The sequence below is a fragment of the Hydrogenophaga sp. genome, assembly GCF_048549895.1.
Lineage (GTDB): Bacteria > Pseudomonadota > Gammaproteobacteria > Burkholderiales > Burkholderiaceae_C > Hydrogenophaga.
Window position 1 is genome coordinate 19,533 of record NZ_JBLYYB010000041.1, and the last position, 20,892, is coordinate 40,424.

22 protein-coding genes are annotated in these 20,892 nt (G+C 60.2%); 20 read left to right on the plus strand and 2 right to left on the minus strand.

Translation table 11 applies throughout. The annotated features are described in order from the left end of the window. Window positions 1–130: 130 nt before the first annotated feature. The 5 genes from ACN4F8_RS03585 (at window position 131) to ACN4F8_RS03605 (ending at window position 7,924) form a co-directional block, all read left to right on the plus strand. Window positions 131–430 (plus strand): hypothetical protein, encoded by a 300-nt coding sequence (locus ACN4F8_RS03585; RefSeq protein ID WP_419472329.1) that lies wholly within the window; start codon window positions 131–133, stop codon window positions 428–430. Then, a complete protein-coding gene (locus ACN4F8_RS03590; protein WP_159608902.1) occupies window positions 423–806 on the plus strand; it encodes a hypothetical protein in 384 nt (127 codons plus the stop codon). Before ACN4F8_RS03585 ends, ACN4F8_RS03590 begins: the two co-directional genes overlap by 8 nt. After that, window positions 806–1,198, plus strand: coding sequence for a hypothetical protein (locus tag ACN4F8_RS03595; protein WP_159608903.1), 393 nt, complete (start codon window positions 806–808; stop codon window positions 1,196–1,198). Before ACN4F8_RS03590 ends, ACN4F8_RS03595 begins: the two co-directional genes overlap by 1 nt. 275 nt (window positions 1,199–1,473) lie before the next feature. Beyond that, window positions 1,474–6,633 carry a DEAD/DEAH box helicase family protein gene (locus tag ACN4F8_RS03600; RefSeq protein ID WP_159608904.1) on the plus strand — a complete coding sequence of 1,720 codons (5,160 nt, stop codon included), beginning with the start codon at window positions 1,474–1,476 and terminating at the stop codon, window positions 6,631–6,633. A gap of 625 nt (window positions 6,634–7,258) precedes the next feature. Further along, a complete protein-coding gene (locus ACN4F8_RS03605; RefSeq protein WP_159608905.1) occupies window positions 7,259–7,924 on the plus strand; it encodes a hypothetical protein in 666 nt (221 codons plus the stop codon). Between the two features lie 229 nt (window positions 7,925–8,153). Here the strand turns inward: ACN4F8_RS03605 and ACN4F8_RS03610 are convergent, their stop codons facing one another. Next, on the minus strand, window positions 8,154–8,894 hold the full coding sequence (locus ACN4F8_RS03610) for a hypothetical protein (protein WP_419472330.1): 741 nt from the start codon (window positions 8,892–8,894) through the stop codon (window positions 8,154–8,156). A gap of 466 nt (window positions 8,895–9,360) precedes the next feature. Between ACN4F8_RS03610 and ACN4F8_RS03615 the strand changes: the two genes are divergently transcribed. From ACN4F8_RS03615 to ACN4F8_RS03685, 15 genes are all read left to right on the plus strand, one after another. Continuing rightward, window positions 9,361–9,891 carry a hypothetical protein gene (locus ACN4F8_RS03615; RefSeq protein ID WP_159608907.1) on the plus strand — a complete coding sequence of 177 codons (531 nt, stop codon included), beginning with the start codon at window positions 9,361–9,363 and terminating at the stop codon, window positions 9,889–9,891. A 70-nt stretch (window positions 9,892–9,961) separates the two neighbouring features. Next, the gene (locus ACN4F8_RS03620; RefSeq protein ID WP_159608908.1) at window positions 9,962–11,287 is read left to right on the plus strand and encodes a hypothetical protein; all 1,326 of its coding nucleotides are present in this window, start codon (window positions 9,962–9,964) and stop codon (window positions 11,285–11,287) included. A 219-nt stretch (window positions 11,288–11,506) separates the two neighbouring features. After that, window positions 11,507–12,877, plus strand: coding sequence for a replicative DNA helicase (gene dnaB, locus ACN4F8_RS03625; RefSeq protein WP_159609086.1), 1,371 nt, complete (start codon window positions 11,507–11,509; stop codon window positions 12,875–12,877). Further along, a complete protein-coding gene (locus ACN4F8_RS03630; protein ID WP_419472331.1) occupies window positions 12,874–14,031 on the plus strand; it encodes a competence protein CoiA family protein in 1,158 nt (385 codons plus the stop codon). The genes dnaB and ACN4F8_RS03630 overlap by 4 nt, the downstream gene beginning before the upstream one ends. A gap of 250 nt (window positions 14,032–14,281) precedes the next feature. Further along, complete coding sequence (locus ACN4F8_RS03635) at window positions 14,282–14,656, plus strand: hypothetical protein (protein WP_159608910.1); 375 nt, start codon at window positions 14,282–14,284, stop codon at window positions 14,654–14,656. A gap of 69 nt (window positions 14,657–14,725) precedes the next feature. Further along, complete coding sequence (locus ACN4F8_RS03640) at window positions 14,726–14,935, plus strand: hypothetical protein (RefSeq protein ID WP_419472332.1); 210 nt, start codon at window positions 14,726–14,728, stop codon at window positions 14,933–14,935. 130 nt (window positions 14,936–15,065) lie between these two features. Next, window positions 15,066–15,338, plus strand: a complete 273-nt coding sequence (locus ACN4F8_RS03645; protein WP_419472333.1) for a hypothetical protein — start codon at window positions 15,066–15,068, stop codon at window positions 15,336–15,338. Between the two features lie 385 nt (window positions 15,339–15,723). Further along, window positions 15,724–16,080, plus strand: a complete 357-nt coding sequence (locus ACN4F8_RS03650) for a hypothetical protein (RefSeq protein WP_419472334.1) — start codon at window positions 15,724–15,726, stop codon at window positions 16,078–16,080. Window positions 16,081–16,100: 20 nt separating this feature from the next. Next, window positions 16,101–16,247, plus strand: coding sequence for a hypothetical protein (locus tag ACN4F8_RS03655; RefSeq protein ID WP_419472335.1), 147 nt, complete (start codon window positions 16,101–16,103; stop codon window positions 16,245–16,247). A gap of 136 nt (window positions 16,248–16,383) precedes the next feature. Continuing rightward, complete coding sequence (locus tag ACN4F8_RS03660; protein WP_419472336.1) at window positions 16,384–16,989, plus strand: DUF7007 domain-containing protein; 606 nt, start codon at window positions 16,384–16,386, stop codon at window positions 16,987–16,989. 366 nt (window positions 16,990–17,355) lie between these two features. Continuing rightward, the gene (locus ACN4F8_RS03665; RefSeq protein ID WP_159608916.1) at window positions 17,356–17,559 is read left to right on the plus strand and encodes a hypothetical protein; all 204 of its coding nucleotides are present in this window, start codon (window positions 17,356–17,358) and stop codon (window positions 17,557–17,559) included. 237 nt (window positions 17,560–17,796) lie between these two features. Beyond that, window positions 17,797–18,411 (plus strand): hypothetical protein, encoded by a 615-nt coding sequence (locus tag ACN4F8_RS03670; RefSeq protein WP_419472337.1) that lies wholly within the window; start codon window positions 17,797–17,799, stop codon window positions 18,409–18,411. Beyond that, a complete protein-coding gene (locus tag ACN4F8_RS03675) occupies window positions 18,408–18,683 on the plus strand; it encodes a hypothetical protein (protein WP_159608918.1) in 276 nt (91 codons plus the stop codon). The genes ACN4F8_RS03670 and ACN4F8_RS03675 overlap by 4 nt, the downstream gene beginning before the upstream one ends. A gap of 191 nt (window positions 18,684–18,874) precedes the next feature. Further along, the gene (locus ACN4F8_RS03680; protein WP_419472338.1) at window positions 18,875–19,228 is read left to right on the plus strand and encodes a hypothetical protein; all 354 of its coding nucleotides are present in this window, start codon (window positions 18,875–18,877) and stop codon (window positions 19,226–19,228) included. Window positions 19,229–19,513: 285 nt separating this feature from the next. Beyond that, window positions 19,514–20,368, plus strand: coding sequence for a hypothetical protein (locus ACN4F8_RS03685; RefSeq protein WP_419472339.1), 855 nt, complete (start codon window positions 19,514–19,516; stop codon window positions 20,366–20,368). A 139-nt stretch (window positions 20,369–20,507) separates the two neighbouring features. Here the strand turns inward: ACN4F8_RS03685 and ACN4F8_RS03690 are convergent, their stop codons facing one another. After that, window positions 20,508–20,879, minus strand: coding sequence for a hypothetical protein (locus ACN4F8_RS03690; RefSeq protein WP_159608921.1), 372 nt, complete (start codon window positions 20,877–20,879; stop codon window positions 20,508–20,510). Window positions 20,880–20,892 lie beyond the last annotated feature (13 nt).

Here is a 20,892-nt window from a genome sequence, read left to right on the forward strand (position 1 = left end):
CATCCTTTGCCATCGCTGTTCTCGTGACAGCCTTCAACACCTGACCTGCCTCGCAAGGCGCAAGAGCTACACGCTTTTGTTTTCGGTCATCCCTTTCGCACCATCTTCATCACCTGCACTGCAGTCGTGCGTGGGTTGGCGCGTGTTCGGCGGCGTTCCGCCGCCTGGAAATTTTCATGAACTAAAAAACTTGTACAGCAAAGCTGTGACGGCGCACGCCATGGGCGAGTCGCTTGTCCTCGAAGGGGGAGACACTTCTGTCGCGGTCTTCCCCTGTGGAGGACTGCAGCTTCAGATCCTGCCCTTGGTTCCCAAGGGTCAGGGTCGAGTCATCTGTGAGGATGATTTTGAACAGTTCGCAGCTGTGAAGTGGGAAATCCATCCCAACTTCCGCGCGCTGATGAACACACTGGGAGAACAACGTGGTTAAAAACTACTTTGCCATCGAAAAACCCAGGAAGATCCAGATCGCGATCCCAGGCTACGACTGTGGCGCCGTCCTGAAAGATCAGGAGCGGCGTCGCAAGGAACGCTCTGTGCGTGAGATGAAGGCCAAGCAGCGTCACGCTGCCCAGTCAAACTCACCTGCAGCGGTCCAATTGCCACCCGTGGTCACCAAGAACGAGGTGCCTCAAGTGGTGCCGGCCCAAGTGGTTGCTCCAGCGATGGCGCAGTCACCTGCAGACGAAGTGCTGGATGAGGAAATCATGAGCTTGAATGCGGCCGCCTCCAGTGCGGTCGACGAACAGGCTTTCGGTGAACTCATGGACGCGTTCGGTTGCGATCCTTCGAATGGAGGCGCGTGATGCGAATTGCCCACTTCAACCATTTCGTCAACGTTGCTGACAAGCCCAAGAGCATCGAAGAACAACTGCGATGTGGCGAGCTCATTGATGTCACTGCCTATGCCGGGAAGTTCCTCGGTGCACGGCGGGTCTTCATCGATTCGCGCGTCCATGAGCGATTCGTTGAGTGGAGCAGTGCAGCGGTACGCCGCCACGCTGTTCACCGCGAGGCTCAGCATCGGCTGGCCAGCTTGCTCGAAGCCAGCGCCTACGCGGCGCAGGTCAACGGCGGCAGCAGCTTTGTTGCCCGCGCGATCGACACGGAAGGCCCGGAAAGAGTGTGTACACGCCACATCTTCCAGCTGAGAAACGTCGAGTGCGGGGCACGCCCAGCCTGGCTCATCACGATCTGATCAACCTACCTTCAACCTGAACCGAAGGCCCCTGTGAAAGCAGGGGTCTTTTCCCAGGGCATGCGCACAGCGTGTCACTGCGGAAAGACGGCAGACCTCTCCGGGGTGCTGCCGCTTTCGTCATTCGCATGAGCACCCTCGGGGCTCCGAATGTCGGCCTGCGCTTTAACGCACAGGTCGACCGTTAACAACTCTTTTCAACCTTCGCGGGAATGCAAGCCACTCCCGCAAGGGAGAGGTGTGTTTCCCGCTTTTCCTTTCAAACGGAGAAACACATGGCAGCTTCTGCTCAACGCAACTCCCACAACAGCGAAAGCAACGTGTGGATGGGTGGCCTCACATTGGACGACTTCGAGATCCCCTCGAAGAAGACCCCAATCGCAGTGGTCTCCTCCGTCATCACTCAGGTGGTGTTCGACATGGCTGACGCCAGGTCGAATGCTCCGGAGGAAGACGGAAAAATCGAACTGCTCGACAGCTCGTTCGCACCCGAAGACGATGCCCTGGGCACTGTCCTCGACCAGGTGTTGAACGGCTGGGGCACGGAGAGCAACGATCTGGACTTTCAGGACCGCAGGGCCCTGTGGCCCTTGACGGTTTCTGACGACTATCGCCCCTCGGCCTCGGCCGAGCAGCGCGCCAGGGACAACATCAGCGCAATCAGGCTGGTCAAGAGCTTGTCGCAAGACAAGCGCAAGATCAGTGTGGACGAAATGGTGCAGCTGCTGAAGTTCAGCGGGTGGGGTGGAACCGCAAGGATCTTCTCGCCCGATGGCTCCACGCCGCACGCATTCTCCGCACTGCGCGACGAGCTCAAGTCGGTCACAACCGATGACGAGTACGCCGCCATGCTGAGTTCAGTGAACTCCGCGTTTTTCACAGACCCGCACCTGGTGCAGGTCCTGTGGAAGATCGTGGCCAAGCTGGGCTTTGAAGGCGGACGCGTGCTGGAACCCTCAGCCGGCGTTGGTCACATCATCGCTGGTATGCCGCAGGAAATGGCGGCAAAGAGCGATATCACTGCGGTCGAACTCGATCAGGTGAGTGCAGCAATGCTCGAGGCAAGTTTCGCGCCCTACGGACTGCAGGTTCACGCCTGCGGACTGGAGAAGGCGAAGCTGCCCTCGGCGTTCTTCGATTTAGTCATCGGCAACGTGCCGTTTGGCAAGTACAAGTCGATGGACACAAGCAAGGCGCCCTACGCAGACTGGAGCATCCACAACTACTTCCTTGGAAAGTCGGTGGATCTGGTTCGCCCAGGGGGCCTCATGGTGCTCATCACAACGAAGTCAACGCTGGACAGCGAAAAGGACGCGCATCGTGAGTGGATCTCGGCTCACGCCGAACTGCTGGGTGCGTTCCGCCTGCCAACCATGGCGTTCGAATCGTTTGCTCATACGCAAGCGGTCACCGACATCCTGGTGTTCAAGCGTCGTGAGACGCCGGACTATCAGGCATCACCGATTTGGCGTGACACGTTCGATGCAAAGCAGGAGCTGTTCAAAGCGAACGAACCTGCGAGCAAGAGCGTCTACAACCGCCACGCTGGCCGCTCCACGCAAGTGGGCAGCAAGATCAACGGCTACTACCTCCGACACCCCGATCACATCGTGGGCAAGCTGGCGTGGCAATCGGGTCAGTATGGCGAGAAGGCCGTTCCAGTCTTCGACGGCAACGTTGAGGAAATGGGCGAAATGCTCAGCCATCTGGTGGAAACCAAGATTCCGAAAGGGGTCTACCAAGCACGTGCAGACGCCGGCGTGCCCAACCTCGTGAGCGCGATGACGCGTTACGCGAACATCACCCAGGTCACACCGGGGTCGTTCGTTTTGCGTGACAACCGCATCTGCGTGAGCGAGGGTGAAGAACTGCTCGATTTGGATGGTCTGTACTCCGGCACGGCGCGCAAGCGCATGCTGGGCATGATCGACATCCGGGACGCCGCGCTTGCGGTGATCAGTTTCCAGGCTGGCTCGGACGATGACGAACAGTTGGCAGTGTTGCAGAAGCGTCTTGGGGCGACCTATGACGCGTACGTGGCCCAGATGGGGTTCCTGAGCACCACGGCCAACAGCCGTGTGATGCGGGGTGACCCCAACTGGCCGCTGATGCTCGCGCTGGAGATCTGGGACGATGAGAGTGCCAAGGCCGAGAAGGCTGACATTTTCACGAGACGCACTGTTGGCCAACCGGTGCTGCCTGAAAGGGTGGACACCGCGAAGGATGCGATGCTGATCAGTCTGGCCCTCTACGGTCAGATCGTCCTCAAAGACATGGCGCTTCGCACCGGTAAGCCGGTGATGGAAGTGGTCAAGGAGATGAACAACACCGGCATCGCGTTTCGCGACCCGGTGCTCGCACGTTGGGTGCCTGCAGATGAGTACCTGTCTGGCCACATTCGCGAAAAGATCGGTGAGGCGAGAGCCGCCGGTCCTGCGTACGAGGAAAACATCAAGGCGTTGACCGAAGTACTGCCCGCCGATCTCGGCCCAGCAGAAGTCGAAGCGCGCTTGGGGGCACCGTGGATTCCAGTCGAGGTGGTGAAGCAATTCGCCACCGAGCTTGTGAATGACACACGGGCCACGCTGACGGTCACCTTTGACGCCACCACGGCAACGTGGAGTGTCAAGTCGACCAGCTACAACCTGGAGTACGTGGGCGACCACACGCTGCAGAAAACGAAGTGGGGCACCGACAAGCGCTGCGCGCTGGTGCTGGTGGAAGCTGCTCTCAACCAGCAGCCGCCCACGGTCAACATGACCATCAACGGCACCGTGATGGTGGACCCGCAAGCAACGCTGAATGCACGTGAGAAGTGGCAAGCCATTCGCGACCAGTTCCGTAACTGGATCTACCGTGATGACGCGCGCCGCGATGCACTGCTTCGCTTGTACAACGATGAGTTCAACCAGGTTGTTCCGCGCAAGTTCGATGGCTCGCACCTTCACCTCCCCGGGATGAGTGCTGCCGTGGTCCCGTACCCTCACCAGAAGGACGCGATCTGGCGCATCGTGGTCAATGGCAACACCCTGCTGGCGCATTGCGTCGGCGCGGGCAAAACCATCACGATGATCGCCGCAGGCATGGAGCTGCGTCGGCTTGGCAAAGCACGCAAGCCGCTGCACGTCGTGCAGAACTCGACGTTGGAGCAGTACTGCGCTGAAGCGGTTCGCCTGTACCCACAGGCGAAGGTGCTGATGGCAACGAAAGATGACCTCGCGGGCGACAAACGTCGCACGTTCGTGGCCAAAGTGGCAACAGGAGATTGGGACGCTGTCGTGATGACGCAATCCAGTTTCGAACGCCTGATGCTCAGCCCTGAGCGCCAGGAAACGTTCATCGATCAGATGTTGAGTGAGGCTCGCGTTTCACTTATGCTGACGCAGGATTCAGGCGCAAAACGTTCCATCAAGGAGCTGGAGCGCAGGATGAAAGACTATGAGGCCAAGCTTCAGCGTGTGGTGGAAAACGGCAAGGCCGATGACACTGCAATCTGGTTTGACGACCTCGGCGTGGACCAAGTCTTCATTGATGAGAGTCACGCGTACAAAAACCTCGGAAGAGTCAGCAAGATGCCCCGCATGGCGGGTTTGCCGAACGTGGCGAGCCAGCGTGCATTCGATGTCTTCATGAAAACGCGAGTGATCATGGAGATGCGTGGAGGCAAGGAAGAGGGAGTAGTGATGGCCACGGCCACGCCAATCTCCAACAGCCTGGCCGAGTTCCACACGATGCAGGTGTACTTGCAGCCCAAGACGCTCAAACGCTACGGCATCTACGAGTTCGACGCCTGGAGCGCAAGCTTCGGGGAGAGCGTCACCGGCATTGAACTGGCTCCCGATGGAAGCGGGTTCCGAACAGCAACTCGTTACTCAAGGTTTGTCAACCTTCCGGAACTCATGGCCATCTTCAAGGGGGTGGCTGATGTGAAAACGAAGGCGATGCTGAAACTGCCGACTCCCGAAATCATGGGTGGACGTCCGCAGGTGTGTTCGGCTCAGCCAAGCGAGGTACTGAAGGAGATCATCGGTTCGTTGGTCAAGCGTGCAGACGCCATCCGCGAGCGACGTGTGAAGCCTGAAGAAGACAACATGCTGGCCGTGACCAACGATGGTCGACGTGCAGCACTGGACGTGAGGATGGTCGCCCCTGGCCTCCCATTCGACCCCAACGGTAAGCTGGCCAAGGTCGCTGAAAACGTGCATCGCATCTGGCAAGAAGGTGCAGCGCGGCGTCTGACGCAACTGGTGTTCAGTGATCTGGGCACGCCCGGTGGTTCGGGGTTCTCGGTGTACGAAGAGGTCAAGCGCCTTCTCGTGCTCAAGGGAATTCCAGCAAACGAGATCGAGTTCATTCAGAGCCACAGCAGCGACACCGCGAAAGCGAAGTTGTTCAAGCGGGTTCGGGAAGGTTCGGTCCGCGTCTTGCTGGGCTCCACGGCCATGATGGGTACAGGCACAAACGTGCAAACGCTACTCAAAGCTTCGCATCAGATAGACGCCCCATGGCGGCCGTCGGATGTTGAGCAGCGAGACGGTCGCGCAGACCGCCAAGGCAACACATGCGAGAGCATCGAGTTGTGGCGCTACGTGACAGAAGGATCGTTCGACGCGTACAGCTGGAATCTGCTGGACGTGAAGGCGCGATTTATCGACCAGGTGATGACGGCGGAAGCCGGTCTGCGCTCGGTGGAAGACATCTCGATGACGGCTCTGTCGTACGCCGAGATCAAGGCGATCGCCTCCGGCAACCCACTCGTGCTCGAAAAGGCTACGGTGGACGCCACGGTGCAAAAACTCGCTTTGAAGTTGGACCACTACGAGCAGGATCGCTGGCGCATGGGCCGTCGCAAGACGGAACTGCAAAAGCGCCTGGACTACATCGAGAAATCGATGGACAAGTTCGATGCGGTGGGCAAGGAAGCGAGCGGTCTCACAACCGCTGTGCGCTTCACGCCTTGCACGTCGACGGCATCTGCAGCGATGGCCACGGAAGTAGACAACTGCCAAGCCTTGGGATCCGCCATCAAAGCGGTGAGCAAGGTGTTGGTCGGCACCAGAACGATCGCGACCTGCGGGTCGTTCGAGCTGGAGATTGACAAGTACCTCGGTACTTCTGATCTGGTGGTTGTTGACACCGTGACGGGCACGCGAGTGTCTGTTCGCCGTCCGAACCTGCATGACCACGCTGGTGTGGGTGCATCGGTGTACGAATCTGTCAAAGGCTTCGCGAGCCTGCCGGCGAGCATGCGCGAGGAATTCGGTCGCAAGACTGAAGAAATCGCGGGTATCACCGCCATGCTGACGCAGGACTTCGAGTTCGGCGAGCAGCTGCAGGCGGCGCGCACGCGGCAACGCGAGATCGAGGCAGCCCTCGATCTGGACAAGGCCACCGAAGGCTCCCAGGCAATGGGTGCTCAGGCCGAAGCCAACTAAAACGGAGAGCCCTCCCAGTCGCAAGACTGGGGGGGCTTTTTCTTTGCCTGTCGTTTGTTGAGTGCACCTGCATCGGGTCGTGCCACTGGCAGTGATCGGGGTCTACCACAACACTTGCGATGACCAACATTTGGGGCCACGGCTGCCTAGATTTCCGGCATTCTGTTCAAACCCGCATCACGCTTGAGGTTCCGCGCAGGTTGGCCCACCTCACGGGCACGTTATCCCAGCTCTCTGTGGATAACTATTTTGTTGCCGGATGTGTTGCGGTCGACATTGAGCCACACCAGCCGAACTAATCCTTGGCGCAGGGGGCGGTTGTGTGCTGCGTATGACCGGGCCGGGCCCACCCGAGCCGACGGCGACAAGTGGCCCAGATGGGCGGACAGTTGCGCGATGCTGGGCTACATTCAAACCCGACCTCTGCCCTCAAGGCATGCCTGTCGGCCCCGTGCTGACGTTTACCTACGACTTCGCCCCCTCTTTTGCGGGTCGAGGTCAAGACCACTTTCCTGTTTCGCCGGCGTCGAGTCGGCAAGCAGCGGTCCATTCTTCCAACCCGCGCCGGGGCACAGCCTGCCCCGACCGGGTGCGCTGCCGCCTCTGAGCATCTCTTCAGATGAGCATGAACAAAGAACAGCAGATCCACACCTACGCCAATGACCTGATGGTCGGGCGAAGCAGCCTGGCCAAGTCGCTCGGGCAACTCAACCGCTGGTGTCTCACTGGGCGCTGGGCGCCTGACGTGCAAGCGCAGCAGATCCAGGCGGTGCAGACCATTTTCCAGAACCGCGACGTTGGCCATCTGCTGATGGCGGCCCACGGAAAGACGCGTTGGCCCGCCTTCTTCGGACAGTCGCCCTACGGCGAAGTCTTCGCCTTGCTGAATCTGGCGATGGCCGGTCTCAGCTACCGGCGTGAGCACAACCAGGTCGAACGCACGCTTCACGAGGCAATGTTCGCCCACGTCGCGCCCGCGGCCGCACTCGCGCGCGCAGCACTGAACGACAAAGGCCGCGCCAATCGCTACCCGCGTCTGCTGGACGGCATGCGTGAAGTGGCCATCTTGTCGCACACCGAGGCCGACGCAGCGCTGCGTATTCTGTTGCGCATGCATCCTGATGACCGCAGTTCGGCCGCGCCGTCGTCAGAGGCGGCAGCCCACTTCGGTGGCAACCTCAGGATCGTGCACCAGGTGCTGCTGCGTCGCGAGGTGCAGCGCCAGCGCCGCGCGCGCATGAAGGTCCAAAACGAACAGCGCATGCTGCAGGAGGAACAGGTCGCGGCCTGATCACTTCAACCAAACAACCCCCGGGGCGCGAGCTGCCGGGGGTTTTTTCGTTGTGTCGGCGCTGTGCACGGGCAGATCGAACACGGATCGGTGGCCACCCGCGCGACGCACGGCACTTCCGCTGGATTCAAAGTCACAGATCGGCCAAGCACAAAGACAAAGCCCCCGGGGCCATGGGCGTGGCCAGCGGGGGTGTTCAGGAGGCGGGGGATTGAGAGAAGGGCAGCGATCAGTGCACGGCTGCGTGAGCGGGAATTCGCGAACGGGCGTGGCGCGGCTCCAGCCGATCGCCCATCACGCAGCGTGTCAATCGCAGGCACTCGGCGCGCTTGGCAGCGGTGGCCACGTCCAGGGTGTCGAACGTGCGTCCCATCCAGGTGTAGCGCACGGTCTTGAAGAAGAAACGCCGAACCTTCTTGCGCTCAATGGGAGCGCTCTCGGCGCGCATGAGCAGCTGCAGGCGGCGTGCCTCGAAGTCCACGTGCAGGTCGTGCAGGATGTCGTTGGGGTTGAGGCTCAAGCGGTTGGCCTTGCGCCAGCCCTTGGCGAAAAATTCGTGCTGTCCCATCTCGAAGATGTAGGCGCGCACCGACTCATGCACCAGCGGGTTTTTGGGGTCGATGCGCAGCAACTCGGCCAAGGCGGCGTTTTGCAGAGCGACGTCACCGCAGTGGTAGGCCAGTTGCTCGATGCCGGTGGGGCGGCTGGCCGCGCGCTGGGCCAGGGTGCCGATCAGCGGGATGTCGCTCACACCCTGTAGCGGGGCAGGGCCTGAGGCCACGTCCAGCTCGGACGGAACGACGTCCGCCGGCATGAGATCGCTGGCGAACTGCAGCGAGTCAAGGAAGTCGCGCGGCTTCTCGTTGTGCCGGACCACCTTGACCTCGGCACGGGAGCTCGCCGGCGCGGCCGAAGTCTGGCCAGCAAACGAGGCGACCGGGAACAGGGACAGAAGGCTCTTGAGCAGCATGGCGTGATTGGGATGAGTGAGCAGAGGCCGCTCTACGCGACACGATGACCAAATTCTGGCCGCCATCGCAACGAACCTTGCCGCGCCAACGCATGCAACTTCGTTCATTGCCACCTCTTGACACCGGCCTGAACCGAGGTAACTTTAATTACCAACGAAGCGCCTTTCTGCAGCTCCCCCTCTACCCTCCCACACCTATGCGCCGAACCCCCCTTTTGATAAACCTTCTTTCTCCCCTTCATCCCACCTTGCACCATGGCCGAGGCGGTGTCCGAGCTCCGCATCCTCTTCACGCAACGAGAGAAGAGGTCTATCAGGAAGGAGGGGGAGTTCTGGCGAATGCCATACGATTGGTAATTAAAGATAGTGGTCTGCTACCGCTCCTGGTGGTGGAGAGCTTCAGCATTCGCACCGCGCGTGTGCTAGGCAGCCGGCCTTTCTTCCAGTTGCAGCCAGGTTGAGCACCATGTCCATCTACTTCCACCAGTCAACGGCGGGCGGCCTGGGTGAGATTCCACCGGACGCCGACTTTCTGGTTCTGCTCATCACCCGCGAAGAGGTGGAGGCGGGACATGTTGGACGCTGCGTAAGCGATCTCTTGACGCTCAGCACCGACCAGGCGCTGGTGGCGCGCTTCGTCCACGGGGTCTCCTTTTCGGTCCTGGGCTACGAGGACGACCCGCGCCATCTCTACGCCGTCCCTGAGTTCAAGGTGTTCCTGCAGGCCCTGAATCAGCAATGGCCTTACTGGATTCACTTCCTCACGCCCGAACCCGACATGTGGCGCGTGGTGTTGTTGTCTCTCCTGCCCGATGCCAAGTCGGTCGACCTGGGGGATGGACGCAAGGTTCTCGAATACGACCGCTACGCTTTCAAGTTGACGCTGGACCACCTCGTGAATGCCGTGAACAACCTGCACCTGCACATGCGCCTGGACGTAAAGGCCCGCGCCACCATCGTTGACGCGACGTTCAAAGTGATCCAAGCGACCTTCTGAGCCCACTGCCTGCACGCGCCCCCGATAACCATCTCGCCTGATACCCCGACACGACCGAAGCAGATCCACCATGTCCACCAAAGAAACAAAGCCGGCTGCCGGCGAACGCAAACCAAAGCCAGCCGCCACCCTAACGGGCGCCGAAGAGCTTTTCGAAAACTGGTGTGAGAAAGTGCAGCAACGGGAATCGCTCGCCGACGCGACCAAGAATGTCAACAAGGTCATGTGGAGGGCCTATGCCGAGTGGCTCGTCGACCAAGGCATAGCCGGCTGGCCAGCGGCCACGGCGGAGACGATCAACAAGTTCTTGAATGGCGCGGCGCCGGGGAAAAACAGCCGCCGCAATACGCTCAAGGACAACGTGATGTCCAACTTCACCCGCCAGCGTTACTGGCGCATCCTGCGGGGCGTCTACCACCATGCAAGCGGGCAGGGCTGGATCGAGGACAACCCATGCATCGGCATGGATGACGCGGTGCCCCACATTCTCGGCCGCGACCTCCAACCTCAGGTACTGCCCCCGGGCCTGTTGGCGCTGCTGCAAGACCAGCACCTGCTGCGCGCGGTCCACGCGCCCAACCCCGAGCGCCCCGGTGACTGGACGGCCTTGCGCGACCGCGCCGCCATGGCGCTGCTGACCGAGTGCGGGCTCACCACCGCAGAACTGATCGCGCTGCGCGGCAAAGACCTGGCCGTGGGAGAAACCGCGCTGATTCTGGCCATGCAGAACACCCGCAGCGCGCAACGTTCGTTGGGGGGTGACAGGCGAGACCCGCTGGCGACGCTCACGCCTGAGGACAACCCCGCTGGAGCCCGCCACCCCGGGGCACCGGTGCGACTGGACGTGCCAAGTTCAAGCGACACGGTGAGTCGCTCCTTTGAGCTTAGCGACGGTTGCGCCAGTCTCGTGCTGCCGTGGGTAGCGCTGCGCGAGCAGCTGCTGCTGCGCCACGCCGCCAGCTGCAAGAACCTTCGAGATCTCAAGGCATATCTCGCCAAACACGGGCTTGGGGAAGCATTGCTGCCCTCGCGCCAGGGCATGAGCACCGCGACGCCGATGCCAAAAATGGTCCCTGCCACCGTCTACCACCTGGTCAAGCGAACCTTCGCAGGGATTTTCAAAACACCGCAGGGCGCAACACTCAACAAGCGCAAGGAAGGCGTGAAGGTCGCGCAAGGGGCATCCATTGTGCGCAACAGCCTCATCCAGCAGTGGGCCCAAACCCTCGGTGCGGCCGCGGCCATTGAGCGTGCTGGCTTCGAGCGCGCCGATTCATTGCGGGTAGCCGCCTCCCTGCTCGCGCCTGTGGTTGCGCCAGATGAACCGGGCGGTGCCAGCACCGGAGCCAAGGTCAGGCAGGGCCGCCCTCGCGCCGCAGAGCTTGCCAAAAAGTAAGTTTTCAAGCAAAAACCACCAGCGAGATCCACCTTGAGCCAAGACGACTTCGATGATGTGACCGTTCCCTCCATGCGAGATGGGAGCGGGAATCTGTTTTCCGGGCCCGCGCCCACGGCCCGCGAGCCGGGCATTCCTGCTCCTCGCAGGTCGGGTGGAACGTCCTTTGCTGACTCGCACTTTTCTGGTCCATCGGAGCACTACCCACCATTCGATTCGATGGAGCCAGATCCCCAGACCGCCGCGCTGCGACTGCCGCCGCACTCGATCGAGGCCGAGTCCAGCGTGCTGGGCGGCCTGCTGCTGGACAACGCATCGTGGGACAGGGTGGGCGACATGCTGCGCCCAGACGACTTCTACCGGCACGAGCACCGGTCGATTTTTGAGGCGATCATGTCGCTCATCAACGCAAACCGAGCGGCCGACGTGGTGACCACCTACGAGCGCCTGCAGGGCATCGGCAAGAGCGACGCCGCCGGCGGGTTGGCCTACCTCAACTCGCTCGCTCAGTACGTCCCCAGCGCGGCCAACATCCGGCGCTATGCCGAGATCGTGCGTGAGCGTGCCGTCCTGCGCCAGCTGATCGCAGCCAGCGATGACATCGCCACTGCCGCCTTCAACCCCAAGGGTAGGGAGGTGGCCACCATCCTGGACGAAGCCGAGCAGAAGATCTTTCACATCGGCGAGCAGGGCTCCCGCATGAAGGACGGGTTTCAGTCGATGGAGAGCCTGGTGGTGACCCTGCTCGACGATGTTGTCGAGCGCTCAGAAAATCCCCAGGATGTGACGGGGCTGCGCACAGGCTACATCGATCTGGACAGGATGACTTCGGGCCTGCAGGCCGGTGACCTGGTCATCCTTGCCGCGCGCCCGAGCATGGGCAAGACGGCCCTGGCCATCAACATCGCGGAGCACGTCGCTTTGCACGAACGCAAGGCTGTCGCAGTTTTCTCGATGGAGATGGGGGCCTCCCAGCTTGCCGTGCGTATCGTGGGCTCCATCGGACGCATCAACCAATCGAACATGAGGTCCGGCAAACTCACCGACGATGAGTGGCCGCGCCTGACAGAGGCGGTCGAGCAGTTGCGTGGCGTTTCCCTGCACATCGACGAGACGCCGGGGCTGCGCTCTGGCGAGCTTCGCGCGAATGCCCGCCGCTTGGCGCGCCAGTGTGGCGGACTGGGGCTGATCGTCGTGGACTATCTGCAGCTGATGACCGGGAGCACCAGCGAGGGCGACAACCGAGCGGCCGAAATTGGTGAGATTTCGCGCAGCTTGAAGATGCTGGCCAAAGAACTTCATTGCCCGGTGATTGCCCTGTCCCAGCTCAACCGCAGCGTGGAGACCCGCACCGACAAACGCCCCATGATGAGCGACTTGCGCGAGTCGGGCTCCATCGAGCAGGACGCCGACATCATCATGTTCATCTACCGCGATGAGTACTACACCAAAGAAGCGTGCAAGGAACCAGGCGTTGCCGAAATCATCATCGCCAAACAGCGAAATGGACCCACGGGCATCGTCAAACTGTCGTTCATAAATCAGCTTACGAGGTTCGAAAACCTCGCATGGTCGGGGGCTGACGTATGAGCCAGCTTTTCGCAGCGCTGGACGCCCGCGGTGAAATTCGATTTGTGGGGGACGTGCAGCGAGGTGCGGCATGCGCCTGCTTCTGTCCCGATTGTTCCAGCCCGCTGATCGCGCGTCAAGGCACGGAAAAGGAATGGCACTTCGCGCACGAAGGAGGGCAAGAGCGTCCCGAGTGTCTGGTTGGAGCGCAGAACCTCTTGCGCCGCTTTTGCATGGAGCATCTGCAGTACCTTGCACTGAGCGGGCCATTGACCCTGCCGCCATGCCGAATCTTCGCACAACTTACGACCGCCTACTTTCGTGGCCACGAGCCGATTGAAGTCGCCGAACAGTTCATGGGATCGGTTCGTTGGGAAGAACGCCCCGCTCGTGACGCAGCCGCCGGCACCGCGCGACTCACCTCAGGCGTTGAAGTGGTCGTGTTGATTCACACCCATGAGGGCACTCCCTCCCACCCACTGAGCGCGGGGCAGGAGGTCGCCTCCGTTGCCTACTTCCTGCCGCCTCCCGACCCGGCCGCGCGTCGAGACGCAGCGTCGCTAGTCGCCCACATCGAGGGCCACGGCAAATTCCTGTGGCTCCACCATCCTCTGCTCAAACAACTGCACGCGCAGGCCATGGCAAGGCTACAGCAACGGTCAGACGAAGCAATGAAGGAAGCGAACGCACGCCTCAACCACCAGGCAGGCATCACAGCTGCTCAACGCTGGGGCAAAAGTGCCCAAATGTTGCGTGAGCGCATGCACGGCGGTGGACAGGAAGGCAACGAACCTCCTGCGCCGCCGCCGCCCCCACCGTCTTATCCGATGGCACCTGGACACGCGCCATTGGCCAGCTTCCAGTTTTTCGAACTGAAGTCTGGTGATGCGTGGGTGGTGTATCCGATGGACCCGGAGTTCGTGAAGCGAGCTTGCACGCCTGAACTCATCGCGGCATGCGGGCCCGGGGCAAAAATGTACGGTGTCGCTCCCTATCCAGAGCCCTACGAGGGTTGGGATGAAATGCTCCCGCCCAGCGTTGGTCGAAGTGATCTCGAAAACGGCCTGTACTGGGTCCCTCAACCGCTGAACGCGGCCATGTTTCTGAGCCCCCGTTCCGCTCGCACTGATTCAAACAGGGACTGGAATTCGTTCCTCGCGAATGATCCCCCATAGTCGCTGGTGCGCCGAGCGGAATACCGCGGTGCTGCTTGAGAGAGCGATGAAAAACGTACAGACAGTTTTCACCACCTAACGCCGACTGGCCTGATTGGGTTGCGCGCCAGGCTCACTTCGCTCATCCTTCACCCACCTCTCGCTTTCGCGAAAGAAGCGTGTCATTGCACGCAATCAACCTTCCTGCTGGGATCACTCCCAACAGGGGTGCTCCTTTCAGGTTTTCAACAAGAAAAAGAAAGGAGTACACATGACCTTTGATATCACTGTCTTGGTCGCTCTCGCGCCTGGTCTGCTCGCTGCATCCATGGTGCTGCTTGTCGCTGTTCCACTGCTATATCGGACAAGGACGGTGCAAGCCGTCCTCGAATCCGTTGTACTGGTAGGTCGGCTACAAGAAATCACGCACGAACTGTCGTGGGTCGGTGCTGGTTTTGCTGCTCTGGTGGGATACACCGAAAAGGACAGCTTCCTGTACCTCGTGACCGTCCTGTGGTTTGCACTGTTTGCCGCGATTTCAACTGCTCTGGCGTATCGCGTTGCGGCACTCCAGAAGCTGGAAACGTCTGCTGCGCAGCGCCTCATGCAGCCCGTCAAGAAACAGCGTCGCCGCAAGACAATCTGAAAAGATAGCCTTGCGGTGCACGGAACACTTGGCGCACCGTAGGGTCCACCCTACAATCAGGACAACACAATGGAAGTCACACAACAGATCATGTCAAACGTTGACGCTTTGAAGATCATCATGCTCCTCGGCATAGTTGCGGCGACGCCGCTTTGCTTTTTGCTGCATCGATCGAACAAGGAGTTGGCGGAGAAGAACCGCCGTTTGGAATCTCTGGATGACGATGTCGAACTGGGCATCCAGAACGACATCGAGGACAAAAGAGCGCACGTCGCGTAAGCACTGCGTTTACGAGCTAGAAGCTCACACCAACAAGCCGCCCCGGGGTCAAACCTGGGGCGGCTTTTTCTTTACCCACGCTGGCCGTAAAAGCTTCACGCCACGCTCCAGCTCACGCACCAAAACCATCATGGAAACTCACCGCATGCTCGCATTGAGCACAGCACATCTTGCGCAGTCGACCCTCGAAAAAGGCACGGACGCATTCCAACGTATCGCGGCCTTCGAGAAGGGCGAGTACGGTTGGTTCGTCTACGTCCCCGAGCCACAGCTACTTGAAGAACTCGTGGAGGGTCTGACCGAAGACGTGGCCGCCTGCATCCGTTTTGCGGCAGCGCAGGACATGCAATGGATCATGTTTGACCGCGATGTCGATGTGATCGACCAGCTGGCCAGCCATTGACGCAACACCGGCTCGACACCGGGCCCCATCGGGCAAAGTCGGGAGAAGAAGAGACAGGCCGCGCGGGTAACCGTAGCGGCCTTTTTTCTTGTCAGCTCCAAGCCCTCACCGGTGGACGGTGGCCGGATCGGGTTGCGGCGGCTTGGGCGAGCCACGACACTACAAACACTTCGCCTTCGCGACGTAGCGCCCCTCGTGGACGCATTCAACTTCACCCTGCTGGGATCCACCCAGCGGGTGGCTCCTATGCAGATTTCACATCTCACAGGAGTCCAAAATAGAAGCCCCTCAAGAACTCACCGTTGTGGCCCCCGCTGTCGTGGTATGTGTCCTGGCTGTGCTGCATCGCTTCGGCGCTCGCATCGCGGCCTGGGCTGACGCCGTGTTGAGCGAGCCCATCAAGGTTGAACTGTTGCGCGACTCGCTGCTGAACATTGCATACATCGGCTCGGCCGTTGGTGCCTTGGCCGGCGACGAAACGCAGCTGTTCACCTGGTTCGTCACCTTTGCATGGTTTGCGGCGTTTCACGTGTTCTCTCTCGCTGCAGTTGACCGCCTGGTGCAACTGAATGCGCAGAAGGACCGCGAGATGCTTTTGGCCGCAGCAAGCCTGCACCGCAAGACCGCTGGCACTGTCCGGTCCATCGTTCGCGATGAACTGGCTCGCGCCAATGGAACAAAACCACCGAGTAGTCGTTCAGCGCCCGTGCGTGTTGATGCCTACAATGAGACCAACACATGACAGCACTCTCACAACTCGCCATGAACGCCATTCAACTCACCATGCTCGCCGCAATCATTTGCATGATTCCCGGCTGGCTGTGGATGAAGAAGTCCAACAAGGTCTTGGCTGAGCGAAACCGCTTGGCCCAGCATCGCCTGGAACTGATGGCAACCCGCTGCGACTGAACAACCAGTCTGGCAACCACAGGCCGCATCGGGCAACCGATTGCGGCCTTTTTCACACCCTTTTCAACCTCCCGATCCGGGCATCTTGTCCCGGTGGGGGCATGGCGCGCGTGTCGGGGCACAGAGCAACTTTCCCATGAACACCATTCCCAAGATCACCACGACCCCGTGGGACAGGCCTGATGACGTGACTTTCCTGAACAAGGAACACACTGTCCTCAGGGTCTCAACACCTTCACATGGCGGCATCGGCGTACACAAAAGTCAGCAGATGCCCGGGCACCTGGCCAACGGCATCGATGAAGGCGGATTCCTCTGGTACGAAGAGGACTCCCACTGGTCTCTCGTTGTGCTGGCGTTTCCAGACCTCTTCGAGGAACGGGTGCGCGAGAGCGCCAAGACAACAGCGGCCAACTGGTATCCAGATGAGTACATGGCGCACTTCGGCGTGACGCTCAGCATTGAGCAATCGTCGACGCTTGCCCAGCGCGATCGAGATCTGCGCTTGGCCAACAAATTCACGGTGAGCTCTGCGTTCTCCGACACAACGTGGAACGTGCCGAAGGGTTTTGTATACGCCTCTGGCTACAGGAAATCCGACGGTGCACACCAAGGCTTTCTGGTTCCGAAGGAACAATATGTGAACCCTTATGAACTGGTGCTCGACGACTACCCACGATGGAGCCCAGACAAGAGCTTCCCGTACATGAAAGCGGCCGAAACAACACCGGCAGCCTCCTAACCGGCGCAAGTTGTCGGATCTCTCACGAATGGCCCAGCTCACTGCATGTGAACTGGGCCTTTTTACTTGTGGGTCTCTGGCTCGTTGCGCTAAACTTCAGGCTTACCACGGTGTTTACACCTTGTGCAGTTTCCTAACTGCAGTCAACTTTGACTTGTCGTTATGACCAGTCCGCTGCTACCAGATAGCAGTCAACACAGTTCTCTCACTGTCCGCAGTGTTTGAACAGAGTGCACGCTGGCCCCCAGTCGTGCCTCGCCACACGTGATGTGGTTCTCCTTGTCGGCCGCGTCGTTCCTTGTGGGTCTTGCTTCGTTTGCAGGATCCAGAAGGGGCGACGTGCCCGACAACCCTTAGGAGAGTTCCATGTCCACGACCAAGAATGCGTCGATCCGTGAGCCGTTTGCCGCGTCGGTCCTTGTACAGGCCGGCGTTCCCGCCAAAGATGTCGTCTGGTTCAACCGCCTCACGCCAGCTGCAAAAATGCAGGCACTGGTGACAGAGCGCGGCAATGCCGTCCGTGAAGCTGTTCGCAACTTCCTCGGTGGCAGCCAGCCGACCTTGGCCTGAGCAAACACTGGTCACCCTCAATAGCCCGCGGCTTCTAAAGTCGCGGGCTATTGCTGTTTCTCGACCTCCTATTTCTCGTCTCTCATTGGCCGGTTCAAGTTGCCCTCGGCACACACGTCGCGCACAATCTCATCACTCGGTTTTACCGTTGGACAGTCTTGTGCTGTCAGTCAATCAACCCATTGGGGCCCCAGCTGCCCCATGGGGGTCTGGTGTCCCTCTTTTTTTGAGATCACCATGAGCCACCCCTCCGATGTCGTCTTCAACAACATGCGCGCAGTGATCGAGGCCCCCGGCTTCCCTCTGCTCGTTGCATACAAGAACGACTTCTACAAACACGACCGCCATGAGCTCCGTCGCACCTTCAGCGAGGAGATCACCTACCTGTGGATCGTGCGCGACTCTGGCACCCACCTGTACCCACTGCACATCGACAAACGCGTTTGCCAAGAAGCGGATGCCGCACTGCGCATGGACGGCCCCCGCAAGCTGTACGTGGTCACACCGAACTCCGTACAGGAGATTGATCTGGCCAAGGCCAGAAGTCTGATGAGCACGTTCAACTACGAGGTCAAGAATGGCTTCGTGATGAAAAACAAGTCGACCAACCTTGCCAGCGTCTGGCCCACCACTGAGTGGGTGAAGGGTCAACTCAAGGGCCGAGTGATCTACTTCTCGGACAGCCCCAAGGACCACCTCACCCACCTTGATCGCATCGCGCTTCGGCGCATTGCTGTCCACGAAGTGATCCATCTGACTGGCAGCATCTTCACCCCGGTCATTGCGGTGACCTTCAACGGTGAAGACCTGATGCACGAAGAAGAACTCCAGGACGATGAGTGCAACGCATGATGACCTCCTGGAATGCTCCCCCGCGCACCCTGGTGGTGAAACCCGGCATGATCGACGCCTGGGGCATGACTCTGCTTGCAGAAGACTGCGCCAACGTCCTGCAGGTTGAGACCCCCGAGGGCTACCTGATCAAGGTCGTGCCGATAGAACAAGACCTGGGCGGGCAGCCGACCGATCTGCGCGACTTCCTCCAAGAGGCAAGACGCACCCATCGCGATTGGCTTCTTGTACAGACCACGCCGACGCCTGTGATCCCGACACTCATGCAGTGACGAATCGCAGCGAAGGACTGCAACCAGTGCTTCCACTTGGCCCTTCGGGCCCAGGTGGATTCCTTGAGCTTCTCCACCGAAGGGGCTGAAGGAATCCGGCACGCCGCATTCGCTGTCCTCGTGACAGCCTTCATCAGAACCCACCGGGAACACCACCCGCTGGGGCAGGTGTTCCCGCTTCAGGAAACACCATGGAAACCGCAATCACTCAGATCGCAGACGACCGCTTTGATCAAGAGATCATCGCCGGCGACCCTGGTCGATACGACGCCATCGAGATTCAACCTGTCCGCGACTTTCTGTCCGGGCAAGTGGACCAAGGAACGTGCGTCGAAGTCGACTATGTTTCACCCAACTTCATCTCCACCTACCTGCACTGCAAGCAAGGTGGCGTAGAGTGCATCGGCGATCACCCCTCCTATGCGCTGGCCATGGCCTACGCCCAAGAGATGTCCGCCAAGTACGACTGGCCGATCAACGATTTTGTGCCCAAGCAGTTCCACGCTGCTTTGCCCACGCATGAGCTCGACACGGCTGGCGCCTGAGACGGTTCGCCGGCTCATGCGGCAGAACAACAAGACGATTCGGGGGCTTGCCCAGCAGATGAACATCCCAATGACTCGAGTTCGCCACGTGCGTGAACACGGTGTTTCGGGGTCGGCCTTCTGCCAGGACTGGCTCGAAGCCCTTGGCGCTCCGGCACCGGTGGTCTCGACCTGACTCGTTCACGAAGTAACTTTCAAAGGGTGCCACCTGGCGCCAAAACATCATCAACCCTCCGGGCCCCAAACCCGGAAGGGGAGGGGCCTGGTTTCTCTTCGAAGAAAACCATGACACTCAAAATTCAAGCTGACACGTTCGCTCGCGAAAATGCACCCGCCTTCCTGGGCAAGAACATCCGTCAGTACAAGTGGTCCAGTTTCACTGGCGAAGTCGCTCAAAACAGCCTTGGCGGCGTGTCCTTCGGGGCTGACGCGCAGGGTAAGGTGGTCGAGCAAAAGGAAGGCTGGACGCTGGTCAAGCTGACTGCTTCGACCTTCAAAGTTCTGCGCACGGAGTTGCTCAGCCAGGAGGTGGCGATCGGTGACACCATCGACATGAAGTTCTACAAGCTGCGTCGTTTCGATGGCTCACCAGCTGACGGCTCCGACGACCCAGCGGTCGACGGCTGCCGTTCCTTCATGCTGACCGGGGCGAAGACCAAGTTTCCTGTGGCCGGTGAAGACCGCTACCTGGAGCACAGCTTCCCCCGCGGCAGCGAATTCCCGGTCGTGTCCAATCCCTATTTGCTCGACATGTTGCGGCAGATGGAGGAGACGGCAGTCAACAACGGCATGCGCCGCACGGTCAACGTGTTGGTGGATGCAGGCGCCAAAAACCTCGCGTTCATTGATCCACCCGAAGAAGACTCCTGCCGCGTCGCGCCGGGGATCTCGATGGACATCAGCAGCACGAAGTTCAAGGGCCAACTGATTGTGAAGTACGACCGCGGAGCAGACACCTACGTGGTGGAACTCACCGACTACCAGTTCGGGGAAACGCAGACCATCACCGATGTTCACTTCCCGGAATTGGGCCCTGTGCTGATTGATGCGATCGATGACGGCCGCTGGCTCAAGCCGACAATCACCATCACCAAGGCAGCGGCCAAACCGAAAATGGCTGCATCGCCGGCGCTCGTCTGAGCGTCAACGCCGCACTCACTCCGACCCTTGCGGTTGAGTGGGGTGTAGGCACAAAGTAAAAAGGCCCTGGACTCATGAGTCCAGGGCCTTTTTCGTTGTGGGTACTGCATACGCCGCCCACTGGATGTCCGCGACCCGGCTACATGGCCAACGCCGCCGCATCGACGGCCTGACCCGCGCTCAAGGCCATCACCATGCGCATGACAACGCGTAGATAGTTCGCACGGTCGACCAAGCTGGTAGGCCGCAGCCAGTGCCGCAGGCCCAGTTTGTCGATCATCTCGTCCAGTTGTGGATCGAGGTGCAGCGCCGTCTTGAATTCGGGCACTACGAGATCCGGGCGCTCCTGGCGCAGCGCTGCCTTGAGTAGATCGCGCCCATAAACTGTTCCCAAGAGCCAATGCCGAGCTTCTGTGTCCGAGCCTTCGGCAGCCGCGGCGGCAGGACCGTCCGGCTCCGAGCGCTGCGGGTAGAACTGAAACGACATGTCGATATCCACGGCGTAGGGCATATGAAGCGGCAAA